The organism is Haloplanus ruber, from assembly GCF_024494725.1.
In the GTDB taxonomy this organism is placed as follows: domain Archaea; phylum Halobacteriota; class Halobacteria; order Halobacteriales; family Haloferacaceae; genus Haloplanus; species Haloplanus ruber.
Map to the genome: position 1 here is coordinate 413383 of NZ_JANHDK010000003.1, position 19938 is coordinate 433320.

The window sequence follows — 19938 nt, forward strand, 5'->3', positions numbered from 1 at the left end:
CAGGACACGGGTCCGCTAGCCGCCCACCCCTACTCGAACCGACGTCCCGCCGGCACCCGGCCGACGGTCACGTCGAACGGCACGACCTCCGCCCGACGATACGTTCCTGCTTGCATCGACTCGACTATCTCTCGGCCCATCGTCCGCCAGGCCGACCGAAGGTCGTCGTACTCGTCGCCGACCGCCCGCCGAAGCTCCGCCTCGTGGTCGGCCAGCCCCGCTCCCGTCGCCTTTCGTGTCGCGTCTCGCAGGTCGCCCTCGTCGTACGGCGGTTCGATCACCTTCCGGTGGTAATGCCGGCGCGTGGTCACGTCGACGAGACCCGCCGCTTCGAAGGCGGCCACCGCCCGCTCGCCCAGCGCGACGTCCGTCCCGACCCCCTCCAGATACGCCTCCCGGACGCGCCGTTCGAGTTCCACCTCGCGTTCCACCGTCGACGCGACCGACACGTCGGCGTTGTCGGGTTCGACGGCCGCCACACGGTCGCTCGCGACGCGGCGGAACTCCCGGAGCGCCGCGGCCGGATCGGGCAGATTCACCAGCAGTGCCTGACACGTCACGAGGTCGAACGATCCGTCGGTGACGGGCAGGCGTTCGGCGTCGCCGGCGACGGCCGGACAGTCGGTTTCCTCGCGAGCGACGGCCAGCAGCGACGGGTCGGCGTCGATACCGACCACCTCCCCTCCCGACTCCTCGGCGAGCACCCGCGTGAGTTCGCCCGTGCCACAGCCCACATCCAGGATTCGCTCGTGGCTCGGGAGGTCGAGCGCGTCCAGTGCCTCCCGCGACGACCACAGGCCCGCGCGCGTCCGTCGGAGGTAGTCGGCCGAGAATCTGCGCACGCCGGCCCTACCCCCTCGGTCCTCAAAAGTCAGTCGTCATCGCGGGCGGCGAGCCACCCGCCGATGAGGGCGGCGAGCGCCGCCGGCACGCCGAACCCGGCCCCGGTGCTCGCCGTGGGTGTGTCGGTGTCGGCGGCCGCGGTGTCGGTCTCCGTCTCGGTCGGTTCGGGCGTGTCCGTCGCCGTGGGTGTCGGTGTCTTCTCTTTTGGACTCAGCGTCGCCACCAGCCCCGCGTGGTCGGACGGCCAGAGTCGGTCGCCGTCGCCGGCCACGCGAGCGGCCGGATCGGCGCCCACCCGGCGCACGTCACGCGCCCGGAGGTCGCCCCGGACGAGCACGTGATCGACCCGCGAGTCGAGCGACGCGTCGGGGTTCCGGAGGTCGGCCGCGTGACAGCAGGTCGCGCCCGCGTCGCCGGCGTCCGTGAAGGATGCGGTGAGGCGGTCGTACGCCGCCGCCGACGCGTCCGGACCGCTGTTGATGTCTCCGACCAGAACTACTGGGTCCGGTCGGTCGGCGAGCATCTCCATTAGCTCCGCCGCCTGTGCCGTCCGCGTCTCGGCCGATGCCGATTCGAGGTGTGTAGTACAGACCGTGAGCCGGCGGCCGCCGACCGTCGCGTCCGCGACGGCGTAGCCGCGTTCGACCGTCACCTCGCGCCCGTCCCGCGACAGCGAGAGTGTCGCGTCGAAGGTGTCGGCCGTCGCCGCGCTCGTTTCCACGGGGGCGCGGGCGAGCAACAGGTCGCGGTCGGTCAGCCGTACCGTCCGCGTCTCGCCTGCTACCGTCGCCGGCACCGCGAGGTCGGCCCCGTTCGTCGCCGCGACGACGCGGTAGGGGTGGTCCCGGGCCGCGAGCCGTGCGAGCAGCGTCTCGCGGAAGTCGTAGCGCACCTCGGTCGCGTCGCCACCCGGCGGTCCCGTCCGGATCAGCGCCGCCTCCTGTATCCCGACCAGATCCGGTTCGGCGCGGGCGAGTTCCGCGGCTATCGCGTCCAGACGCGCCGGGACCCGACTGCGGTCGACCGCCGCGAGGAGGTCGCCGGCCGTCTCCCGGACCGCGTCGGGTCCCTCGGCTGCGGCTCCGAGGAGTCGAAAGAGGTCGGCGCCGAGATAGCAGTTGCGCGTGGCGACGGTCGGGTCGTCCCCGCCAGTCGTGGCGGCCCGCCCCGTCCGTACGCCCGCACCGAGACCGACCGCGGCGCCGACGCCGGCTCGGAGCGCCGTCCGTCGAGAAACGTCGTCCATCCGTCGCGCCGTAGGGGCGGTCGGCGCAAAAGCGGTCCGGCTCAGGCGCCGTTCCGGAGTTCGCGCACCCGGTCGATGTTCCACGCGAAGTCCTTGCCGTCCTCGGTGGGCGTCTCGAGGACGAACGGCAGGTCGCGCAGGTCGGGGTGGGTGACGATCCGGCGCATGCCGTCGACGCCGATCAGTCCCTCTCCGACGTGGGCGTGTTCGTCCTTGTTCGTCCCGCAGGCGTGTTTGGAGTCGTTGAGGTGGAGACAGTGGAGGTGTTCGAGACCGACCACGTCGTCGAACTCCGCGACGACGTCGTCGACCGCTTCGGGCGTCGAGAGATCGTAGCCCGCGGCGAAGGCGTGTGCCGTGTCCAGACAGACCCCCAGGTCGTGGCGGCTCTCCGCGAGGACCGCCGCGAGGTGTTCGAAGTCGCCGCCGAGTTTTGTTCCGCTCCCGGCGTCGCTCTCGACGAGGACCGTCACGTCCGCGGGCACGTCGAGTTCGTTGAGCGCGCTCACGGCGTTATCGAGGCCGCCGTCGACGCCCGCGCCCGTGTGTGCGCCCAGGTGGACGTTGACGTACTCGATATCGAGTTTCGCCGCGGCCTCGACTTCCTTTTGCATACTGTCGATCGACTTCTCGCGGAGGTCCGCCTTCGGCGTACAGAGGTTGACGAGATACGAGGAGTGGATCACCCAGGGGCCATCGAGGTGTTCAGCGGTCCCCTCACGGAAGGCCACAGCCTCGTCGTCGCCGACGTTCGGGTTCTGCCAGACCTGCGGGGAGTGGGTGAAGATCTGTCCGCAGTTACCGCCAACCGTCCGCTGGTTGCCGACCGCGTTGTCGACGCCGCCGGCGATGGATACGTGTGCTCCGACTCGCATACCGAATCGAGGACGCCGGTGCGCAAAGGCGCTTCGACTCTCGTAAGCGAACGGTTTTGTCAGCACCGCTCGAACCCCGTCTCATGGTACAGGAAGAGCCGGTTGCGGTGGGCGAGACGGTGGCCGACGCCGAAGCGACGCTCGTTCGCCCGGACGGGACCACCACGGAGACGACGCTGGGGGTCCTGACCGACGACCGACCGGTGTTACTCAGCTTCTACACCGTCGATTTCAGCCCCGACTGTATCGACGAGTGGTGTTCGTTCCGCGACTTCGACTGGTTCTCTAGCGGCGAACACGTCCAGGTGGTCGGCGCCAGCAAGTCGAGTGCCGGGCTTCACAAGCGCTTCATCGACTACCTCGGCCTGAACTTCCCGCTCTTTGCCGACACCGACCTCGAACTGTCCGACGCCTTCGGCGTCACCTACCGCGCGCTCGGGGTCTCCCGCCGGTCGCGACGCTCGTGTTTCCTCCTCGATGCCGACCTCCGGGTGCGATACCGGTGGGTGAGCGAACACTGGCTCGATCCCACCCGCGATACGCCGCCGGTCGACGAGATTCACCACGCAATCACCGAGGAACTCGACGTCGCCGACCCCGAGACGTTCGGCTTCTAGCGTCGCCGGCCGTGCTCGGCGGTGTGCCCTACCGCTCCCCAGGCCGTCGTTTCGTCCACGCTTCGCTCCCGTATTTCTCCGCGGCCAGTTCGCGCGCCCGCGCCAGTTCCGCGTCGGTCCACGCGCCTGCCTCGGCGTCGGCCCACGCCCGGAGCGACGACTCGAGGGTCGCCACCGCCGTCGCCCGGTCGACGTCGGCGTGGTCCGCGATTCCGGTCACCCGCTCGCGGAACGTCTCGGCGTCGACACCCGGGTCGGCAAAGACCGCGAGGTGGCGCTCCGGCCGCACCGTATAAGAGAGCGAGCCGTGTTGGACGACGGCGTCGGCCCGGCGGTGCTGGGCGTTGCCGCTCACCTTTCGCGGCCCGTCCGGTCCCGGGACGACCACGTCGTGGGCGGAGTGAAGCTCCCGCAGGTAACAGGCGGGCTTGTGAAGCGCCGGCCGGCCCGTCTCCGCGAACCGCGCGGGGACGCCGAGGCGGTCGAACGCGTCGAGGATCGGCGTACAGAGCCGGCGATAGGATTCGACCAAGTCTCCGGGGAGTTCCCCGTCGGGGGCGACGATGGTGTAGGAGATGTCGCCGTCACTGTCGTGGTAGATGCCGCCGCCGCCGGTGGGCCGTCGAGTGACGCCGACGCCCTCGCGCTCACAGTAGTCCCAGTCGACGGTGTCGGGGTCTTGGTGGTAGCCGAGCGAGAGCGTCCCCGGGTCCCACCGATAGACCCGGAGGGTCCGGGGGCCGCCCGCGGCGGCCGTCTCGGCCGCGACGTCGTCGAGTGCCATGTTCATCGGTCCCGACCACGCCTCCTCGCGGATCAGGCGCCACTCGCGGTCGGCGTGCGGATCGCTCGCGTCCATACCGCCCGTTCGTGGTGGGCGCAAAAGGGCTTCGGGGTCGGGGCCGCAACCGCCCCGAGGCCCCTCCGCGAGCGGACACTCTCCACCCAGTGAATGGGCGCGCGCCGGTAGACCGACATTCATCCGGAGCGAGGGGGCCTATATGAGGCTCGACATCGACCGCGACCGACTCGTCGAGACGATGGAGGAACAGGCGGCCATTGGCGGGACCGACGGCGGGGGACTCAACCGCCTCGCGCTCTCCGACGCCGACGCGCGGGCCCGCGACTGGTTCGTCGAACGGGCGACCGCCGCGGGACTCGACACCCGCATCGACGCCTTCGGCAACACGTTCGCCCGGCGGGCCGGAGCCGATTCGGACGCCGCGCCGGTACTCGTCGGCTCGCACCTCGACTCCCAGCCATACGGTGGCATCTACGACGGCGCGCTCGGTGTGGTTGCGGCCCTGGAGTTCGTGCGGACGCTCGACGATCACGGCATCGAGACGCGGCGGCCGGTCGAGGTGGTCAACTGGACCAACGAGGAGGGGTCCCGCTTCCCGCCCGCGATGCAGGGAAGTGGCGTCTGGGCCGGCGCCCACGACATCGAGACAGAGTACGAGAAGACCGACGCCGACGGCACCCGCCTGGTCGACGAACTCGAACGAATCGGCTACCGTGGCTCGGAGCCGGCCGAACCGCGCGAGCCGTACCACGCCTATCTCGAAGTTCACCCCGAACAGGGGCCACGACTGGACGAGACGGGCGCCGACGTGGGGGTCGTCACCGGTATCGTCGGGCTCCGGTGGGCCGAAGTCACCCTCCACGGGCAGGCCAACCACTCGGGGACGACCCCGATGCACTACCGGAACGACGCGCTGGTCGCCGCCTCGGACGTGGTGACCGCGATTCGTCGACTCCCCGGCACCCTCGGTGATCGCACCGTCGCCACGGTCGGGTCGCTGACCGTCGACCCGGACTCGGTCAACATCGTCCCGGAGACGGTACGGTTCACGACCGACATCCGCGACCCCGACGAGGGCGTCCTCGAGACGGCCATCGACCGGATGACCGCGGAGGTGGCCGCGGCCGCCGACCGCGAGGGCGTCGGATACGATATCGAACACACCATGCGCGCCCCGAGTGTCGACTTCCCGGAGCGGCCGGTCGCGGCCGTCGCCGACGCCGTCGAGGACCTGGGATACGACGGCCGGCGCATGGTCAGCGGGGCCGGCCACGACGCGACCCACACGGCGTCGGTCTGCGATACGGCGATGATCTTCGCGGTCAGCGAGGACGGCAAGAGCCACACCGAAGACGAGTTCACCAGTTGGCCAGACTGCTACCGGGCCGCGAACGTACTGGCGAACGCCGCCCTCGACCTCGCCGGGCGCGCCGACTGAGCGGGGCGTGTCTCAGGCCGACGCCGCGTCCGTCGGCTCCGGGCGGTACTCGTCGAGCGCCGACTCGACTGCCCCCCAGTCGACCGGCGGGGCGTGGCCGTCGAGCGCCGCCTCGAAGTCGGACAGTCGGGCGTCGTAGCGGTCCCGCCACTCGGCGGCCCCGTCGAAGCGGTCGTCGGTCTCCCGCCATCGGGCTTCGAGGTCCGTGAGGCGGTCGTCGAGGGCGGCGAGGCTCTCGGGGTCGACGGCGCCGTGGGCGTCGTCCGGGTCCGGGTCGGGCCAGGCTTTGAGGTCGTCGACCTCGGCCCGGAGGTCGTCGAGCAGGAGCCGGGACACCCGGTGTCTGAGGGCGGCGTCGAACCGGACGGCCGCAGGGTCGAGGTCGACCTCTACCTCCCCACCTGCGAGTGCGTCGAGAGTCCCCGCCACGCCGTCGATAACGTCCGCCACCGCGTCGGCGTCGTCGCCGAGGGCGTCCACCCGACGGTCGGGGTTCCGAACCCACGCCTCGAACTCCTCGGCGTAGACGCCGAGTCTGTCGGCATCGTGTTGGGCCGAGTTGGCGGCCGCGTTGAGCCGCCGGATTTCGGCTGCCGTCTCGTAGATGGCGCCCGACTCGTTCGCGAGGGCGACGACAGACTGAAGCTGATCGCCAAGGTCGTCCACCCGGGACGCGACCGCCGCGTGCCGGTCCGCGAAGTCGTCGAGGCGCTCGGCCACGCTGTCGAGGTGATCGACCGCGGCGGCGGCCTCGCGGGCGTCGTCGATCAGCATCCCAGCGTTTTCCACCCGGGTCTCGGGGGTCGACACCACCTTCGAGACGTGCGCAAGCGCGTCGTCGACCGCTTCGCGCCGAATCTCACCCGCCTCGGTCACCCGTTTCAGCGCCGCCCGAACCGCGTCGGGGTCGTCGCCGGTCCGCGAGACGACGTCGTCCACGGCTGTGTCAAGCGACAGCCCGTCGAGTGAGTCGTGGTCGGTCACGGGCCACGCTTTCGCCGAGTCGGCGTTATAGCTTCCGTCTCGACGCCGCTTGGGACTATTTTGTCATATATAGCGGTCAATGTCTACATTGTTGCTACGGAGGACCAACTACCCCTCATATAAACGATCTTTATCCGAACTGCGCGAATATCGTGTGATGTCTGACAACAGCGGAGATCAGCGTGATCGGCTTTCACGGCGGACGTTCATCGCAACGACTGGGGTCGCTGGCATCGCGGGGCTGGCCGGATGCGGCGGGCAGTCCGGCGGGGGCGGCGGCGACGGTGGCGAGGGTGGCGATGGCGACGGCGGCGACGGTGGTGACGGTGGGTCCGAACCCGACCCCACCCCCACCGAAGCCGAGTCCGACATGAGTAGCGACGACGCCCCGAACACCGCACTACTCAACGCCGAGGGGTCCTCAACCGTCTACCCCATCTCGAACACCGGCAGTTCCTACTGGAACTCCAACGCGCCGCCGAGCGACGGCGAGTACTGGGGGTCGAACTCGGAGAGTACCGTCCCCGGGTGGGAGCAACTCGGCGAACCGGACATGCTCCTCGCCGATTACTTCGCCCAGAAGTTCGGCTTCGAGCCGACCGAGCAGCGCTCCGAACCCCCGTTCCCGACGACGGTCGGCCTGAGCCACTCGGGGACCGGCTGTGAGGCCGTCACGGAGGGGCTGGTCGACATCGGCAACTCCTCGGGGCCGATCACGGCCGAACTGGGCATCAGCGAGGAGGAAGCCCAGAACACGGTCGTTGACAACGTCGTCGGCCGCGACGGCCAGCCGGTCGTCGTCAGTTCGGACGTCGTCGACGCCGGCGTCACCCAACTGACCGGCGAGCAGGTCCGCGGCATCTACCAGGACGAGATCACCAACTGGAGTCAGATCGAGGGGATCGACTACGATCAGGAGATTTACACTATCGGTCGCGCCGAGGGGTCCGGAACGGACACCTCGTTCCGCCTGAACATGCTCGGCGGCGCCGACGCCGCGATGCCCGGCGTCGACACCCGCTTCGGACAGAACCAGCAGGTCGCGCAGGCCGTCTCTCAGAACGAGGGCGCCATCGCCTACATGGCGCTGGCGTTCACCGGCGAGACGGTCGTTCCGGTCGGAATCGAGTTCGAAGGCACGCTCTACGAGCCGGACCGCGACGCCGAACACACCATCTTCGACAGCGACTACCCGCTCAACCGCGACCTCCACATGTACACGCTGATCGAGGAGGACAACCACAACGGCGGCGGCTACGACGCCCGCGAGGCCGCGTTCATCAACATGTTCCTCAACGAGTTCGGACAGAGCATCTTCGTCGAGGGGAACAACTATATCCCGCTGCCGACGAGCGATCTGGAGTCGATGAAAGAGCAGGTGTCGGCGCTCGCCACCGAAGACCTCGTCATGCCCTAAGCCGGCGGCTCGTCCGCACCTGATCGCCGCTCGCGACCCCGACCGCCCATTTCTATGTCACCACTCAAATCGATACACTCCAGGCACACACCATGGCACAGGCAACACGTAGCGAACGACTGAACGCGGCCGCCGGACAGCAGGTCCAGCGGGTTCGCGATTTCGTCGACGACACCGAGCCTGCGGCGCTCGTCGTCGTCACGATTATCGCCCTCTCCCTGCTGGCAGCCTTCGTCGGATTTCTCGCCGTATCGAACCTGACCGCCCTCCCCTTCGCCCTGTTCGTCGCCGCGACGGGGTACGGCTGGGTGCGACATCAAGAGGAGACGGCGCTGGTGCTGACGCTGACGATGACCGTCTCGACGCTGTTGATCCTCGGGCTGATCATCGTGTTTATCTTCCGGGAGTCGGTCCCAGTCCTCTGGTACGAGAGCGTGACCGTGTTGGGTGTGCGTGTGCCGGGGCTGCGGATGTTCATCCAGCCCAACTGGGACGCAGTGGCGCCCCCGATCCGGTACTCGATGGTGCCGATGATCCACGGGACGGTGATGGTGACCCTCGTCGCGACGGCGGTCGCTGGACCCCTGGGCGTCGCCGCTGCGCTCTTTCTCTCGGAGATTGCGCCCGCTATCGTCCGGGAGTTCGTCAAGCCCGGCGTCGAAATCCTCGCTGGCATCCCCTCCATCGTCTACGGCTTCATCGGCTTCACGATCCTCAGCCCGTGGGCCTCGGACCAGTTCCGGACCACCGGCCAGGGGAGTTACCTCTTCGTCGGCATCGTCGTCGGGCTGATGGCGCTCCCGACGGTCGTCTCCGTCGCCGAGGACGCACTCAGTAGCGTCCCCGAGTCGATGAAAAGCGGGTCACTCGCCGTCGGCACGACCGACTGGCAGACCATGACCTCGATCACCCTCCCTGCGGCGTTCTCGGGCGTCTCCGCCGCGGTCCTCCTCGGTGTCGGGCGCGCCATCGGCGAGACGATGGCCGCGACGGTCATGCTCCGTGGGGTCCCCCGCCTCACCGAGCCACTCGTGAACGTCTTCTACGGCCAGGAGACGCTCACCTCGCTCATCGCCCGCAACTACGGCGAAGCGGACGGCCTCCAGATGGACGCCCTGTTCGTCGCCGGCGTGATCCTCTTTATCACCGTGCTCGTCATCTCCATCGGCGCACAGTACATCGAGTGGCGGATGCGGAGCAAGCTCGGAGGTGAAGCCTGATGGCGGGGGCGACCCGATCACCGCTCGTCGAGGGTGACACGACGGTGACCGACGCGGTGGCCGGCGCGACGGTCGGCCTCTCGGCGATGCTGTTCGCGCTCGCGATTGCGGCGCTGTTCGAGCGGGTGAACCTCACCGGCACGGTCGCCGGCCTGTCGACGGTGACGCTGCTCGGTGGGCTGTTGATCGGTCTCGGCGTCGCTGTGTCCGTCTTCGGTCTCGGCTCCTGGTTCGGCTACGTCGAAACTGACCCCGACGCGAGCGCCGGCCTGATCGCGGGTCTCGGCGCGGCGGTGCCGTGGTTCGTCGTCGGGGGCGGCGTCGCCTCCCAGACGCTCGGATTCGGCACCGTCGGCGGCGTCGTCGGTGGTCTCTTCGTCGGCGGCCTGACGTTCGCGGCGACTGCTGTCCCCCGCGAGGACGTGGGATCGACGGTCCCGCTCGGCGCCTTGCTCGTCCTCGTCGGCGCCGTCTTTCTCACCGGAACGATCGGGCCGGCGTGGATTTGGAATCTCGGCTGGGAGCAGCAGGCGTCGATCACGGCCGAGTTCCTCGTTCCGACCGCGACGCTGTTCTGTTCTCTCTACGGTGGCTGGGCCGCCGCGAAGGCCTACGGTCGGTTCGGCGCGCGCGGCCGACACATGGGTGCGTACGTCCTCATCTACGTCAACGCGCTGTCCATCGTCGCCTTCCTGTTCATCCTCATCGCCTTCGTCGTCGTGCAGGGAATTTCCGGCCTGCTCAACGGCGCCCAGGTCGGTGCTGGCGTCGGCCCGCAGGTGTTCGGGGTCGTCGAGTTGCCGGTGTACGTCCCGTTCGTGATGAACGGCGTCGCGCTCCTGAACGACTTCCAGGGCGTCCTCCCGGCCATCGTGGGAACGATCTGGCTGGTCGTCGGCGCGGTGCTGTTCGCGGTGCCGCTTGGCGTCGGCGCGGCGGTCTTTCTCACCGAATACGCCGAGCGGGGCCGGTTTACCCAGATCGTCGAGGTGTCGACCAACGGTCTCTGGAGCACGCCGAGCATCGTCTTCGGTCTGTTTGGATTTGCCTTTCTCATCCCACGCTTTGGTAACCGGAAGTCGTTGCTGGCCGGGATGCTCACGCTCGGATTCATGCTCCTGCCGCTGGTGCTCATCACGAGCCGTGAGGCGATGATCGCGGTGCCCGACGAGTACCGCGACGCGAGCGCGGCACTCGGCGTGCCGAAGTGGCAGACGATCCGCAGTGTCGTTCTCCCGGCGGCGCTTCCGGGCGTCGTCACGGGGGTCATCCTCGGTGTCGGCCGCATCGCGGGCGAGACGGCGCCAATCCTCCTGACGATGGCGGGTGGGACGTTCGTCCCCGGGGGACAGACAGTCGACGTCATCGGCGGCTTCGAGTTCACCGCCGCGCCGCCGTTTGTCGCCAACCCCGAACTCCTGCAGGCGACCTCTGCGCTCCCCTACCAGCTGTACGCCCTCATCACCGCGGGCGTCGGCTTGGGGAGCAACGTCACCGACCCCGACGGATTCCGGTGGGCAACGGCGCTCGTCCTGCTCGTCGTCGTGCTCTCCTTCTACGCGATTGGTATCGGCGCGCGCTACTACTTCCGACAGCGACTCAGGCACGAATAACGATGAGTGATTCACCACAGACCCAACCGCAGAGCCAGACACGAACCAAGACGACAGGCAGCGACCAGCCGCTCGAAACCACCAGCGGAGAGACGGTCGAGGAGACCAGAGACGAGTGGACTGAGTACAATTTCGACGGTGAGGCGAAGATGGTCGCCGAGGATCTCGACGTCTACTACGGCGACGACCACGCCCTGAAGAGCGTCTCGATGGAGATTCCCGAACAAAGCGTCACCGCGCTCATCGGCCCCTCGGGGTGTGGGAAGTCGACGTATCTCCGCTGTCTCAACCGGATGAACGACCGGATCAACGCCGCCAACGTCGACGGCTCGGTACAACTCGACGGGAACGAAATCTACCAGGACGGCATCAATCTGGTGGAACTCCGCAAACGGGTTGGGATGGTGTTCCAGTCGCCGAATCCGTTCCCGAAGTCGATCCGGGACAACATCGCCTACGGCCCGCGGAAACACGGCGACATCAACACCGGCTTGCTGGCCCGACTGCTCGGCCGCGACGACAGCGAGGCGGAGCGCGAACTCGTCGAGCGGGCGCTCAAACAGGCCGCGCTCTGGGACGAGGTCCACGACCGGATGGACGACAACGCCCTCGGCCTTTCGGGTGGCCAGCAGCAGCGACTCTGTATCGCCCGGTGTCTGTCCGTCGATCCCGAGGTCATCCTGATGGACGAGCCGGCGTCGGCGCTGGATCCGATCGCGACGGCGAAAATCGAGGACCTCATCCACGACCTTGCGGAGGAGTACACCGTCGTCATCGTCACCCACAACATGCAGCAAGCGGCCCGCATCTCGGATCAGACCGCGGTCTTTCTCACCGGTGGCAAACTCGTCGAGTACGACGACACTGACCGGATCTTCGAGAACCCACAGAGCCAGCGCGTCGAGGACTACATCTCCGGCAAGTTCGGATAATTCATGCCCCGAGACGAGTTCCAGCAGTCGCTCGCGAACCTGCGCGCCGAGGTGTTGTCGATGGGTGACCTCGTCGGCGACCGACTCGACCGCGCGCTCACCGCCCTCGAGACCATCGACGAGGCGGCCGCTCAGGACGTGATCGAGGGCGACGACGCTGTCGACCGACGGTATCTGGAACTAGAGGCGACGTGTATCCAGCTGTTCGCCCAGCAACAGCCCGTCGCCGGCGACCTTCGCTTCGTCACCGCCTCCTTCAAGATCCTCACCGACCTGGAGCGTGTCGCCGACCTCGCGGTCAATCTCGCACAGTACACGCTCGAAGCGGACCGCAAGCGCTTCGAACAGGTCGACCTCTCGGCCATCGGCGACCTCGCCTGCGAGATGCTCGACGACGCCATGACCGCCTACCGGACCGACGACGCGGCGCTGTGTCGCACGGTGGCGGCGCGGGACGACGAACTCGACTCGCTGTGCCAACACGCGAGCGAGCGAGTGGTTCGTGACCTCATCGAACGCGAGGTGGCCGACGGCGACGGCTGGGCGGTCGAACAGCTACTCGACGACGTCTCGCGGCTCCTGTTAATCGTCCGCGACCTGGAACGCGTCGGCGACCACGCGGTCAACGTCGCCGCGCGCACCCTCTATATGATCGAGAGTGACCCGGAACTCGTCTGACGCGGCGACGACGACGGAGATGGAGACGCGCAAACTCCAGAAGATCGGTGGCTCGACGTACTCGGTGTCGCTCCCCAAGGAGTGGGCGACCGAACACCGCCTTGAAGCGGGGATGCCGATCAACCTGTACCCCCACACCGACGGCTCACTCGTCGTCCGACGCGGGGCGCGGGACGGCGGGCCACTCGGCGCCACGGAATTGACGCCCCCGGACACCGACGCCGCGACGCTACGGCGGGCGCTGGAGGCGGCCTACGCCGTCGGCTACGACACCATCACGCTCTACGCGCCCGACGGGGTGACCTTCGATGCCACCGAGCGCCGCGCTGTCCGCCGGATCGCCGACGGTCTCGTGGGGATGTCGGTCGGTGAGGCGGCCGACGACCGGATCACCGTCGACACCCTCCTCGACACCGGCGAGGTGTCGATCCAGCAGTCGGTGGTCCAACTCCAGTTCACCGCCCTCTCGATACACCGGGCCGCCGTCGAGGCGCTTGCCACCCCCGCCGAGGCGGAGCGACTCGACGACCGCGACGACGCGGTCGACCGCCTGTTTCGTATGCTCACCCGCCATCTCAACCGCTCGCTCGTCGACTTCGCGGAGGTCGATCACCTCGGCGTCGGCCGTGGGGCGCTGTTCGACTACTACCTCGTCGCCCGCCAACTGGAGCGGGTGGCGGACCACGCCGTCGACATCGCCGCTGTCGTGGACCGCGCCGACGAACTCCCACCGCCGGCGGTGCGTGACGACCTCGTAGACCTCGGGGCGCGGTCCCGCGAGGTCATCGAGACGGCGACGGCTGCGGTCATCGAATCGTCGACCGAGCGCGCGTACGCGGTGCTGAATCGTCGGGACGCGCTCGTCGACGACGTCCGCGCGCTCGACCGGGCGCTCTTCGAGCGGTCGCCGTCGGGTGCCTACGCCGTCTCGCAGGTTCTCGATGTCCTCGGCCGCACCGCGGCGTGTGCGGGCAACGTCGCTCGTGTGGCGCTCCGCACGGACGTCCGACCCGAGGACTGACCCACGGGCGCCGCCCTCACTCCTCCGGAACCGTATAGAGGTGATACGCCGCCGTCCCGACGACCACTGCCGCGGCGAACTCGGCGACGCCGACGACGAGGAACGCTTGGCGGAAGGCGAATCCGAGGGATTCGAGCGCTGGCAACGCGAACAGCCCGGCCATGGCCACTGCCGCGCCGAGGACGAGGCCGACGACGGCGAGACGGTTCAACGAGTTGGGATAGTCGTTCCCGGTAGTGTTGGCTAGCATCTGTTCGACAGTCTGTCGTCTCGACGGTCCGGAACCGTTCGAAAAAAACGGCTGCGGTTCGCGTGCGGTTGTTCGCACTATCACGTGGGGCACTCGCACTCGCCGTCGGGCGGCACGCGCGAGCGTCCCGAAACGGCACGGTCGACGGGGTTAGTCGCCTGCGGCGGCCGTCCCCTCGCCGGCGGAGGGTTCGGGGGCCTCGACGTCACCGAAGATGGCGCGACTCCGGAGAAGCAGGAGGCCGAATCCGACCTTCGCGCTCACGTCGAGCACCATGAACATCAGCGTCTCGACGCCCAAGGGAACGACACCAGCACCTTCGCTCCCGACGAGCCACACCACCGGATAGGCCGACCAGAGTATGATGGTCAGGTTCCGGAGGATCATGAACGTCGAAGCGACATCTTCGCGCATCTGGTTCGCCTTCGCGGTGAAGCCGAAGAACAGCACGTACAGGATGTACAGCATCGCCGCCGTGCTGATGGCCCACCAGATGAACCGGTACTGGTACACCTGGGTCAGCGCGCCGATGAGACCGGTGCCGATCATGATGCCGTCGGCGCCGACGAGGGCGAGGATGGTGCCCTGATCGGCGTCGACCAGCAAGGCAAGGTCGAGCAACAGCAGCGGCGTGGTGAACAACCAGTCCGCGTACCGCGCCCAGTAGATCGGGTGTTCCTCACCGGCAAAGGGCACCATCGTGAGTCCGTACCCCAACAGCATCGAGAGGTACATCGTGAAGGCGATGGCCGGAATCAGCGTCGTAATCGCGTAGAACTTCTTGGCGCCGGGGTCCTCCACGCCCATCCCGCGGATGAGGAAGTACAGGGTCCCGAGCCCCATCAGTGCGGTCCCGAGCGCCAGCCAGATCCACTCTGGCCGGGACGTGATCTGTCCCATCTGTAACGCCACGCTTGACATCGTTGGTATTGCTCCCGACATACAGGTTGAATGTACAACCCTTTGGGGGTAACTCTGGTTCCCAAACAGTACGGTATCCTACGCGGTGGGTGCTACCACCTGGCGTGCCGACGGGGTCGTCGGTCACGCTCGGTTCCGCCGCCGTGCCAAACTGATGTGTGCCGGGGGTCGGGTCTCCCCGGTCACCACTCGAACAGGACGTAAAACTCGTGATCGTTCCGGCAGACGAGCGACCGCGCCTTCCGTCGCTCCTCGTCGGCCGCCGGCTGTTCCGCCGCGGTGACGGACTTCACCATCGCTCCCCGCGGGAGTCCCATCTTGACCTCCGACCCACAGCGCGGGCACTGAAATTCGGTGATCGGCACCGGTCAAAGACACGACGGGATACCCGTTAAGCGTTCCTCCGCCCACGCGGATCGGATACCCATACAGTTTGGGTCACTTTTGATTGGGTGCTCGGTCGTATCACCGTATATGAACACCGAGTCTCGGTTCGCGCGGGCGGTTCCCGGGACGGCAGGCGGTGTCCCGTTGACCGCCTCCCGGACGGTGTTGGTCGCGTTGATCGTTGGGTTCGCCGCCCTCCGGGTCGCCGGCGTCCGAGTCCCCCTGCGGGTGCAGGCCGGCGTCTACCTGCTCGGGATGGTGGCGATGAACCTCCCACATGGGGGGTACGAACACGTCTCGAACCTCCGGCGGCGGGCGCTCTCGTTTCAGGGGCGGTACGTCCTCGTGTACCTGGCGATGATCGGCCTCTTTGCCGGCCTGTTTTTCGCCGCGCCGGTCGCGGGGCTGGCCCTCGCGGTGAGCGTCGCCGTGGCGAAAGGCGGCTTCGGTGACGTGCAGGCGATGCGGGCGCTGTACGGTACCGACCACCTCCGTTCACGGCCACAACGCTGGCTCGCCGCCGCCGTGCGCGGGGGCGCGGTGATGATTGTTCCTATGGTGTTCTGGCCGGGGACGTTCTACGCGTTCAGCACGGTCATGGTGAACATCTTCGAGCCTGGGGCGCTGTCGGCCGTCGCCGGTGACCTCGGGACCCGCCGACTCGTCCTCGGTGGCGGCTACAGCGTGGCGCTGTTCGGCCACCTCGCGCTCGGCTACCACCGGTCGACCGGCGATGGGGCCTTCCTCGCCGACGCCGCCGAGACGCTCCTGCTCGTGGCCTACTTCGCAGCCGTCCCGGTCGTCGTCGCCGTCGGCCTCTACTTCCCGCTCTGGTACTCCGCGCGGCAGGTCGCCCGGAGCGCCGCCGTCGACGACACGCTCGAACCGGCCTCGTCGGCCGGCCCCCTCAGCGCGCTCGACGCCGACGACCCCGAACGGGTCGCGCTGGCCTCGTGGGGCGTCCTCATCGCCGGCAGTCTCGCGACCTTCGGCCTCGCGGCCGCGCTGTGGACGATATCGCCGCAACCGCTCGGCGGCGCCGGTCTCCTCACGGGTCTCGTCGCGTTCTGGAGCATCTTCATCAGCATCGTCGCGCTGCCACACGTCGTCGTCGGCGCGTGGCTGGACCGCGAACGTGGCATCTGGTATGTCCCATGATCGACGATACCTCCCTCACCGGCGAGACGGTCACCGTCGTCGGCGGCGGTATCGCAGGTCTCTCCGCGGCCTGCTATCTCGCCGACGCCGGAGCCGACGTGACGGTCGTCGAGAAAAACGACGGCCTCGGCGGCGTCACCAACCGCCTCACCGCCGACGGCTTCACCTTCGACACCGGACCGTCGTGGTATCTGATGCCCGAGACGTTCGACCGCTTTTTCGGGCACTTCGGCCACGAGGCCGCCGACTACTACGACCTCAAACGCCTCGACCCCCAGTACCGGGTCTTCTTCAAGGACGGCGACCGGATCGACGTGCCAGCCGGCCGCGACCGGATCCGCCGTGTCTTCGAGTCCTACGAGGCGGGCGCGGGCGACACCCTCGACGAGTATCTCGCGGACGCCCGGCGTACCTACGAGATCGGGATGGACGAGTTCGTCTACACCGACCGCTCCCGCTTTCGTGACCTGGTCGACCCCGGCATCGTCCGGGCGGCACCGGCGCTCTCTCACCTCGGGTCGATGCACGACTACGTCGCGGCCCACTTCGACGAGCCGAAACTCCAGCGCCTCCTCGAGTATACGCTCGTCTTCCTCGGCAGTTCGCCCCACGACGCCCCGTCGCTGTACAACCTGATGGCCCACGTCGACTTCGAGGGTGGCGTCTACTACCCCGAGGGCGGGATGTACAGCCTCGTGGAGGCGCTCGTCTCGCTCGGCCGAACCCTCGGCGTCGACTACCGCACCGGCCACGAGGTGACGGCGCTCGTCCCGACCGGCAACGGCATCCGCGTCGTCGGCCCGACGACCCACCGTGCGGATCGCGTGATCGCGAACGCGAACCCCGCCCACGTGGAGCGCGACTTGCTCTCGTCGGCCGATCACGGTCGCGACCCAGAGTACTGGGACTCCCTGACCTACGGCCCGTCGGCGCTCATGCTCTATCTCGGCGTCGAGGGCGACGTCGCCCCGCTCGAACACCACTCACTCGTCCTCCCGACCGACTGGGACGAGCACTTCGAGCACATCTTCGACGACCCCGGGTGGCCCGACGACCCCGCCTACTACCTGTCGGTGGCGTCGAAGACCGACCCGGACGTGGCCCCCGAGGACCACCACGCCGTCGTCGTCCTCGTGCCCCTCGCACCCGGCCTCGACGACGACCCCGAGCGCGTGTCGGCCTTCCGCGACGCGGTGCTCGCCGACCTCGCGGCCGTGACGGGTGTCGACCTCCGCGACCGTATCGTCGTCGAGCGCTCGGCTTGCGTCTCCGAGTTCGCCGACCGGTACCACACCCCGGGCGGCACCGCGCTCGGCCTCGCGCACACCCTCGACCAGACCGGGCCGCTCCGCCCCTCGCACCACGCGCCGGGGGTCGACGGCCTCTACTACGCCGGCGCGTTCACGTCACCGGGTGTCGGTCTCCCGATGGCCGTCGTCAGCGGCGAACACGCCGCGGCGGCCGCCGCCCGCGACGCCAGCCGATCACGTGACATCCTACCGAACCTCTCATGAGCGACACGCCCCAGAACACCGTCATGGAACCCGACCTGCCGACGATCGATGTCCTGTTCGTCGGCGACGACCCGTCCGAAACACCGTCCGCCGACGCCCTCGATGCGGCGGCCGAGCGCTTCGATGTGGTCCACATCGCGGACTTCGTCGACGCCCGCGACCGGATCGACGAGGCGGACGTCGACTGTGTCGTCGTCACTCACTGTTCGGACGGCTTCGACGGCCTCGCGTTTCTCGAAGCCGTGCGCCGGGAGTACGCCGAACTTCCCGTGGTGCTCGTGCCCGTGACCGTCGACGCCGAGACGGCGCGCCGGGCGGTTGCGGCGAACGTGACCGAACTCGTGCCCGCCGCCGCGGAGGAGCCACTCGATGCGGTCGCTGAGGCCGTCGAGGCGAACGCCAGCGCCTCGACCGACGACTCCGTCCGGATGCCCATCTCCGACCTCACCGTCGAGGCCCAGCATCGACTAAAGGAACGGGCACTCGACGAGGCGCCCATCGGGATCACCATCTCCGACGCGACTAACCCAGACGACCCGCTGATCTACGTAAACGACTCCTTCGAGGGAATGACCGGCTATCCACCCGAGGAGGTTCTCGGCGCCAACCACCGATTCCTCCAGGGACCGGAGACCGACCCCGACCGGGTGTCGAAACTCTCCGAGGGCATCGCCAACGACGAGAACACGCGGGTGGTCCTGCGGAACTACACCCGCGAGGGGGCGCTGTTCTGGAACCAGGTCGACATCAGCCCCATCCTCGACGAGGACGGCGAGGTGAGCCACTACGTCGGCTTCCAGATGGACGTCACCGAGCGGAAGGCCGCCCAACAGCAACTGGAGACCGAACGCGAGGCGCTCGACCGCCTACTCGAGCGCGTAAACGGGCTGATCAACGACGTGACCGAGGCGCTCGTCCGCGCCGACTGCCGAGAGGAGATCGAACGCCTCGTCACCGAGCGGATCGGAACGGACGAGGAGTACGCGGGCGCGTGGCTCGGCCGCTACGACGCCACCGAAGACCTGGTGACCGTCGTCCAACGGGAGGGAGTCGACGAGACGGCCCTCGCGGCGTCACTCGACGTGGCCGCCGACACGCCAGCCGCCAGTGCCCTTCGGGCGGTCGTCGAGGAGCAAGAGTCCCGGACGGTCGAAGACCCCACCGATCCCTTGGCGGAACTCGACGGGACGTGCGTGCTCGTCCCGCTGACCTACCGTGGAACGACCTACGGCGTCCTCGGCGTCGTCCACGACGGGGAGATGGACGACGGCCGCGAGCGGGTCGTGCTCGAATCGCTCGGCCGGAGCGTCGGCACCTCGATCAACGACGTACTGACAAAGCGGACGATCACCACCGACACCGTCCTCAAGATTGGCGTGAAACTCACCGACTACGACATCTTCCTCGTCGACCTCGCGGCCACGCTCGACGCGCAGTTCGAACACGAGGCGACCGTCATCGAGGACGGCGACCAGGGGATTCTCACTATCGTCAGCACCGCATACGACGACCTCGACGGAATGTTCGAGACGGCCGCCGAACACCCCGACGTCGTCGATATGGAGACGCTCGCGTCGACCGACGAACGCAACGTCGTGCAGTTCCGTCTCTCGAACTCGCCGCTGGTCGATGTTCTCTCGGAGGTCGGGAGCCGCGTGACTGCGATGACCGCCGACTCGACGGGGCTGGAACTGGAGTTCCGCGTCGGCACCGAACGCGCGGCGAGTCGCGTCCTCGATACGCTCCGGGAGCGGTACGATCACGTCGAACTCACCGCCTATCACGAGGACGAACCCGATGCGACCCCCCACCACTTCCGGGAGGAACTTCGGAACGAACTCACCGACCGACAGCTGACGGCGCTGAAGAAAGCCTACGTCAGCGGCTACTTCGAGTGGCCCCGTCGCGTCGAGGGCACCCAACTCGCCGAATCGATGGATATCGTTCCCTCGACGTACCACCAGCACCTCCAAGCGGCGAAACGAAAGCTGATCGAGACGTTCTTCGAGGAGTGATCGCGTC

19 protein-coding genes are annotated in these 19938 nt (G+C 68.2%); 11 read left to right on the forward strand and 8 right to left on the reverse strand.

The window, feature by feature from the left end; all coding sequences use genetic code 11:
* Positions 1–29 precede the first annotated feature (29 nt).
* Genes NO878_RS12755 through NO878_RS12765 form a run of 3 tightly spaced genes read right to left on the reverse strand, consistent with a single transcriptional unit; the run spans position 30 to position 2964 of the window.
* On the reverse strand, positions 30–842 hold the full coding sequence (locus tag NO878_RS12755; protein ID WP_256406379.1) for a class I SAM-dependent methyltransferase: 813 nt from the start codon (positions 840–842) through the stop codon (positions 30–32).
* Between the two features lie 29 nt (positions 843–871).
* Positions 872–2089 carry an endonuclease/exonuclease/phosphatase family protein gene (locus NO878_RS12760; protein WP_256406380.1) on the reverse strand — a complete coding sequence of 406 codons (1218 nt, stop codon included), beginning with the start codon at positions 2087–2089 and terminating at the stop codon, positions 872–874.
* A gap of 41 nt (positions 2090–2130) precedes the next feature.
* A complete protein-coding gene (locus NO878_RS12765) occupies positions 2131–2964 on the reverse strand; it encodes a deoxyribonuclease IV (protein WP_256406381.1) in 834 nt (277 codons plus the stop codon).
* An 83-nt stretch (positions 2965–3047) separates the two neighbouring features.
* Between NO878_RS12765 and NO878_RS12770 the strand changes: the two genes are divergently transcribed.
* Positions 3048–3581 carry a redoxin domain-containing protein gene (locus tag NO878_RS12770; protein ID WP_256406382.1) on the forward strand — a complete coding sequence of 178 codons (534 nt, stop codon included), beginning with the start codon at positions 3048–3050 and terminating at the stop codon, positions 3579–3581.
* A 28-nt stretch (positions 3582–3609) separates the two neighbouring features.
* Here NO878_RS12770 and NO878_RS12775 read toward each other — a convergent pair whose 3' ends face one another.
* On the reverse strand, positions 3610–4440 hold the full coding sequence (locus NO878_RS12775; RefSeq protein WP_256406383.1) for a lipoate--protein ligase family protein: 831 nt from the start codon (positions 4438–4440) through the stop codon (positions 3610–3612).
* A gap of 142 nt (positions 4441–4582) precedes the next feature.
* Here NO878_RS12775 and NO878_RS12780 point away from each other — a divergent pair, with 142 nt between their 5' ends.
* Complete coding sequence (locus NO878_RS12780) at positions 4583–5821, forward strand: Zn-dependent hydrolase (protein WP_256406384.1); 1239 nt, start codon at positions 4583–4585, stop codon at positions 5819–5821.
* Between the two features lie 12 nt (positions 5822–5833).
* Here the strand turns inward: NO878_RS12780 and NO878_RS12785 are convergent, their stop codons facing one another.
* Positions 5834–6805 carry a hypothetical protein gene (locus tag NO878_RS12785; protein WP_256406385.1) on the reverse strand — a complete coding sequence of 324 codons (972 nt, stop codon included), beginning with the start codon at positions 6803–6805 and terminating at the stop codon, positions 5834–5836.
* A gap of 157 nt (positions 6806–6962) precedes the next feature.
* On the opposite strand from NO878_RS12785, the gene NO878_RS12790 reads away from it, so the two are divergent.
* The 6 genes from NO878_RS12790 to NO878_RS12815 all read left to right on the forward strand — a co-directional run bounded on the left by NO878_RS12790 (position 6963) and on the right by NO878_RS12815 (position 13686).
* A complete protein-coding gene (locus NO878_RS12790; protein ID WP_256406386.1) occupies positions 6963–8222 on the forward strand; it encodes a PstS family phosphate ABC transporter substrate-binding protein in 1260 nt (419 codons plus the stop codon).
* 92 nt (positions 8223–8314) lie between these two features.
* Positions 8315–9442 (forward strand): phosphate ABC transporter permease subunit PstC, encoded by a 1128-nt coding sequence (gene pstC, locus NO878_RS12795; RefSeq protein ID WP_256406387.1) that lies wholly within the window; start codon positions 8315–8317, stop codon positions 9440–9442.
* Positions 9442–11055, forward strand: coding sequence for a phosphate ABC transporter permease PstA (pstA, locus tag NO878_RS12800; protein WP_256406388.1), 1614 nt, complete (start codon positions 9442–9444; stop codon positions 11053–11055). The genes pstC and pstA overlap by 1 nt, the downstream gene beginning before the upstream one ends.
* A gap of 2 nt (positions 11056–11057) precedes the next feature.
* Complete coding sequence (gene pstB, locus NO878_RS12805) at positions 11058–11987, forward strand: phosphate ABC transporter ATP-binding protein PstB (protein WP_256406389.1); 930 nt, start codon at positions 11058–11060, stop codon at positions 11985–11987.
* Positions 11988–11990: 3 nt separating this feature from the next.
* Positions 11991–12665, forward strand: a complete 675-nt coding sequence (phoU, locus tag NO878_RS12810; RefSeq protein ID WP_256406390.1) for a phosphate signaling complex protein PhoU — start codon at positions 11991–11993, stop codon at positions 12663–12665.
* 19 nt (positions 12666–12684) lie between these two features.
* Positions 12685–13686, forward strand: a complete 1002-nt coding sequence (locus tag NO878_RS12815; RefSeq protein ID WP_256406391.1) for a phosphate uptake regulator PhoU — start codon at positions 12685–12687, stop codon at positions 13684–13686.
* Positions 13687–13702: 16 nt separating this feature from the next.
* On the opposite strand, the gene NO878_RS12820 is transcribed toward NO878_RS12815, so the two are convergent.
* The 3 genes from NO878_RS12820 to brz form a co-directional block, all read right to left on the reverse strand.
* Positions 13703–13936 (reverse strand): hypothetical protein, encoded by a 234-nt coding sequence (locus tag NO878_RS12820; protein WP_256406392.1) that lies wholly within the window; start codon positions 13934–13936, stop codon positions 13703–13705.
* 150 nt (positions 13937–14086) lie between these two features.
* Positions 14087–14857 carry a bacteriorhodopsin gene (locus tag NO878_RS12825; RefSeq protein WP_379823055.1) on the reverse strand — a complete coding sequence of 257 codons (771 nt, stop codon included), beginning with the start codon at positions 14855–14857 and terminating at the stop codon, positions 14087–14089.
* 182 nt (positions 14858–15039) lie between these two features.
* The gene (brz, locus tag NO878_RS12830; protein WP_256406393.1) at positions 15040–15222 is read right to left on the reverse strand and encodes a transcriptional regulator Brz; all 183 of its coding nucleotides are present in this window, start codon (positions 15220–15222) and stop codon (positions 15040–15042) included.
* Positions 15223–15331: 109 nt separating this feature from the next.
* Between brz and NO878_RS12835 the strand changes: the two genes are divergently transcribed.
* From NO878_RS12835 to NO878_RS12845, 3 genes are read left to right on the forward strand one after another with little or no spacing between them, the layout of a single operon-like run.
* Positions 15332–16402, forward strand: a complete 1071-nt coding sequence (locus NO878_RS12835; RefSeq protein WP_256406394.1) for a Brp/Blh family beta-carotene 15,15'-dioxygenase — start codon at positions 15332–15334, stop codon at positions 16400–16402.
* Positions 16399–17916 (forward strand): phytoene desaturase family protein, encoded by a 1518-nt coding sequence (locus NO878_RS12840; protein WP_256406395.1) that lies wholly within the window; start codon positions 16399–16401, stop codon positions 17914–17916. Before NO878_RS12835 ends, NO878_RS12840 begins: the two co-directional genes overlap by 4 nt.
* Positions 17913–19931, forward strand: coding sequence for a bacterio-opsin activator domain-containing protein (locus NO878_RS12845; protein ID WP_256406396.1), 2019 nt, complete (start codon positions 17913–17915; stop codon positions 19929–19931). Before NO878_RS12840 ends, NO878_RS12845 begins: the two co-directional genes overlap by 4 nt.
* Positions 19932–19938: the final 7 nt, after the last annotated feature.

Excerpts from the sequence above, each read along its gene's own strand:
- NO878_RS12760 (WP_256406380.1), bottom strand. The coding sequence starts at position 2,089 with ATGGACGACGTTTCTCGACGGACGGCGCTCCGAGCCGGCGTCGGCGCC.
- NO878_RS12765 (WP_256406381.1), bottom strand. The coding sequence starts at position 2,964 with ATGCGAGTCGGAGCACACGTATCCATCGCCGGCGGCGTCGACAACGCG.
- NO878_RS12770 (WP_256406382.1), top strand. The coding sequence starts at position 3,048 with ATGGTACAGGAAGAGCCGGTTGCGGTGGGCGAGACGGTGGCCGACGCC.
- NO878_RS12775 (WP_256406383.1), bottom strand. The coding sequence starts at position 4,440 with ATGGACGCGAGCGATCCGCACGCCGACCGCGAGTGGCGCCTGATCCGC.
- NO878_RS12780 (WP_256406384.1), top strand. The coding sequence starts at position 4,583 with ATGAGGCTCGACATCGACCGCGACCGACTCGTCGAGACGATGGAGGAA.
- NO878_RS12790 (WP_256406386.1), top strand. The coding sequence starts at position 6,963 with ATGTCTGACAACAGCGGAGATCAGCGTGATCGGCTTTCACGGCGGACG.
- pstC (WP_256406387.1), top strand. The coding sequence starts at position 8,315 with ATGGCACAGGCAACACGTAGCGAACGACTGAACGCGGCCGCCGGACAG.
- pstA (WP_256406388.1), top strand. The coding sequence starts at position 9,442 with ATGGCGGGGGCGACCCGATCACCGCTCGTCGAGGGTGACACGACGGTG.
- pstB (WP_256406389.1), top strand. The coding sequence starts at position 11,058 with ATGAGTGATTCACCACAGACCCAACCGCAGAGCCAGACACGAACCAAG.
- phoU (WP_256406390.1), top strand. The coding sequence starts at position 11,991 with ATGCCCCGAGACGAGTTCCAGCAGTCGCTCGCGAACCTGCGCGCCGAG.
- NO878_RS12815 (WP_256406391.1), top strand. The coding sequence starts at position 12,685 with ATGGAGACGCGCAAACTCCAGAAGATCGGTGGCTCGACGTACTCGGTG.
- NO878_RS12820 (WP_256406392.1), bottom strand. The coding sequence starts at position 13,936 with ATGCTAGCCAACACTACCGGGAACGACTATCCCAACTCGTTGAACCGT.
- NO878_RS12825 (WP_379823055.1), bottom strand. The coding sequence starts at position 14,857 with ATGTCAAGCGTGGCGTTACAGATGGGACAGATCACGTCCCGGCCAGAG.
- NO878_RS12835 (WP_256406394.1), top strand. The coding sequence starts at position 15,332 with ATGAACACCGAGTCTCGGTTCGCGCGGGCGGTTCCCGGGACGGCAGGC.
- NO878_RS12840 (WP_256406395.1), top strand. The coding sequence starts at position 16,399 with ATGATCGACGATACCTCCCTCACCGGCGAGACGGTCACCGTCGTCGGC.
- NO878_RS12845 (WP_256406396.1), top strand. The coding sequence starts at position 17,913 with ATGAGCGACACGCCCCAGAACACCGTCATGGAACCCGACCTGCCGACG.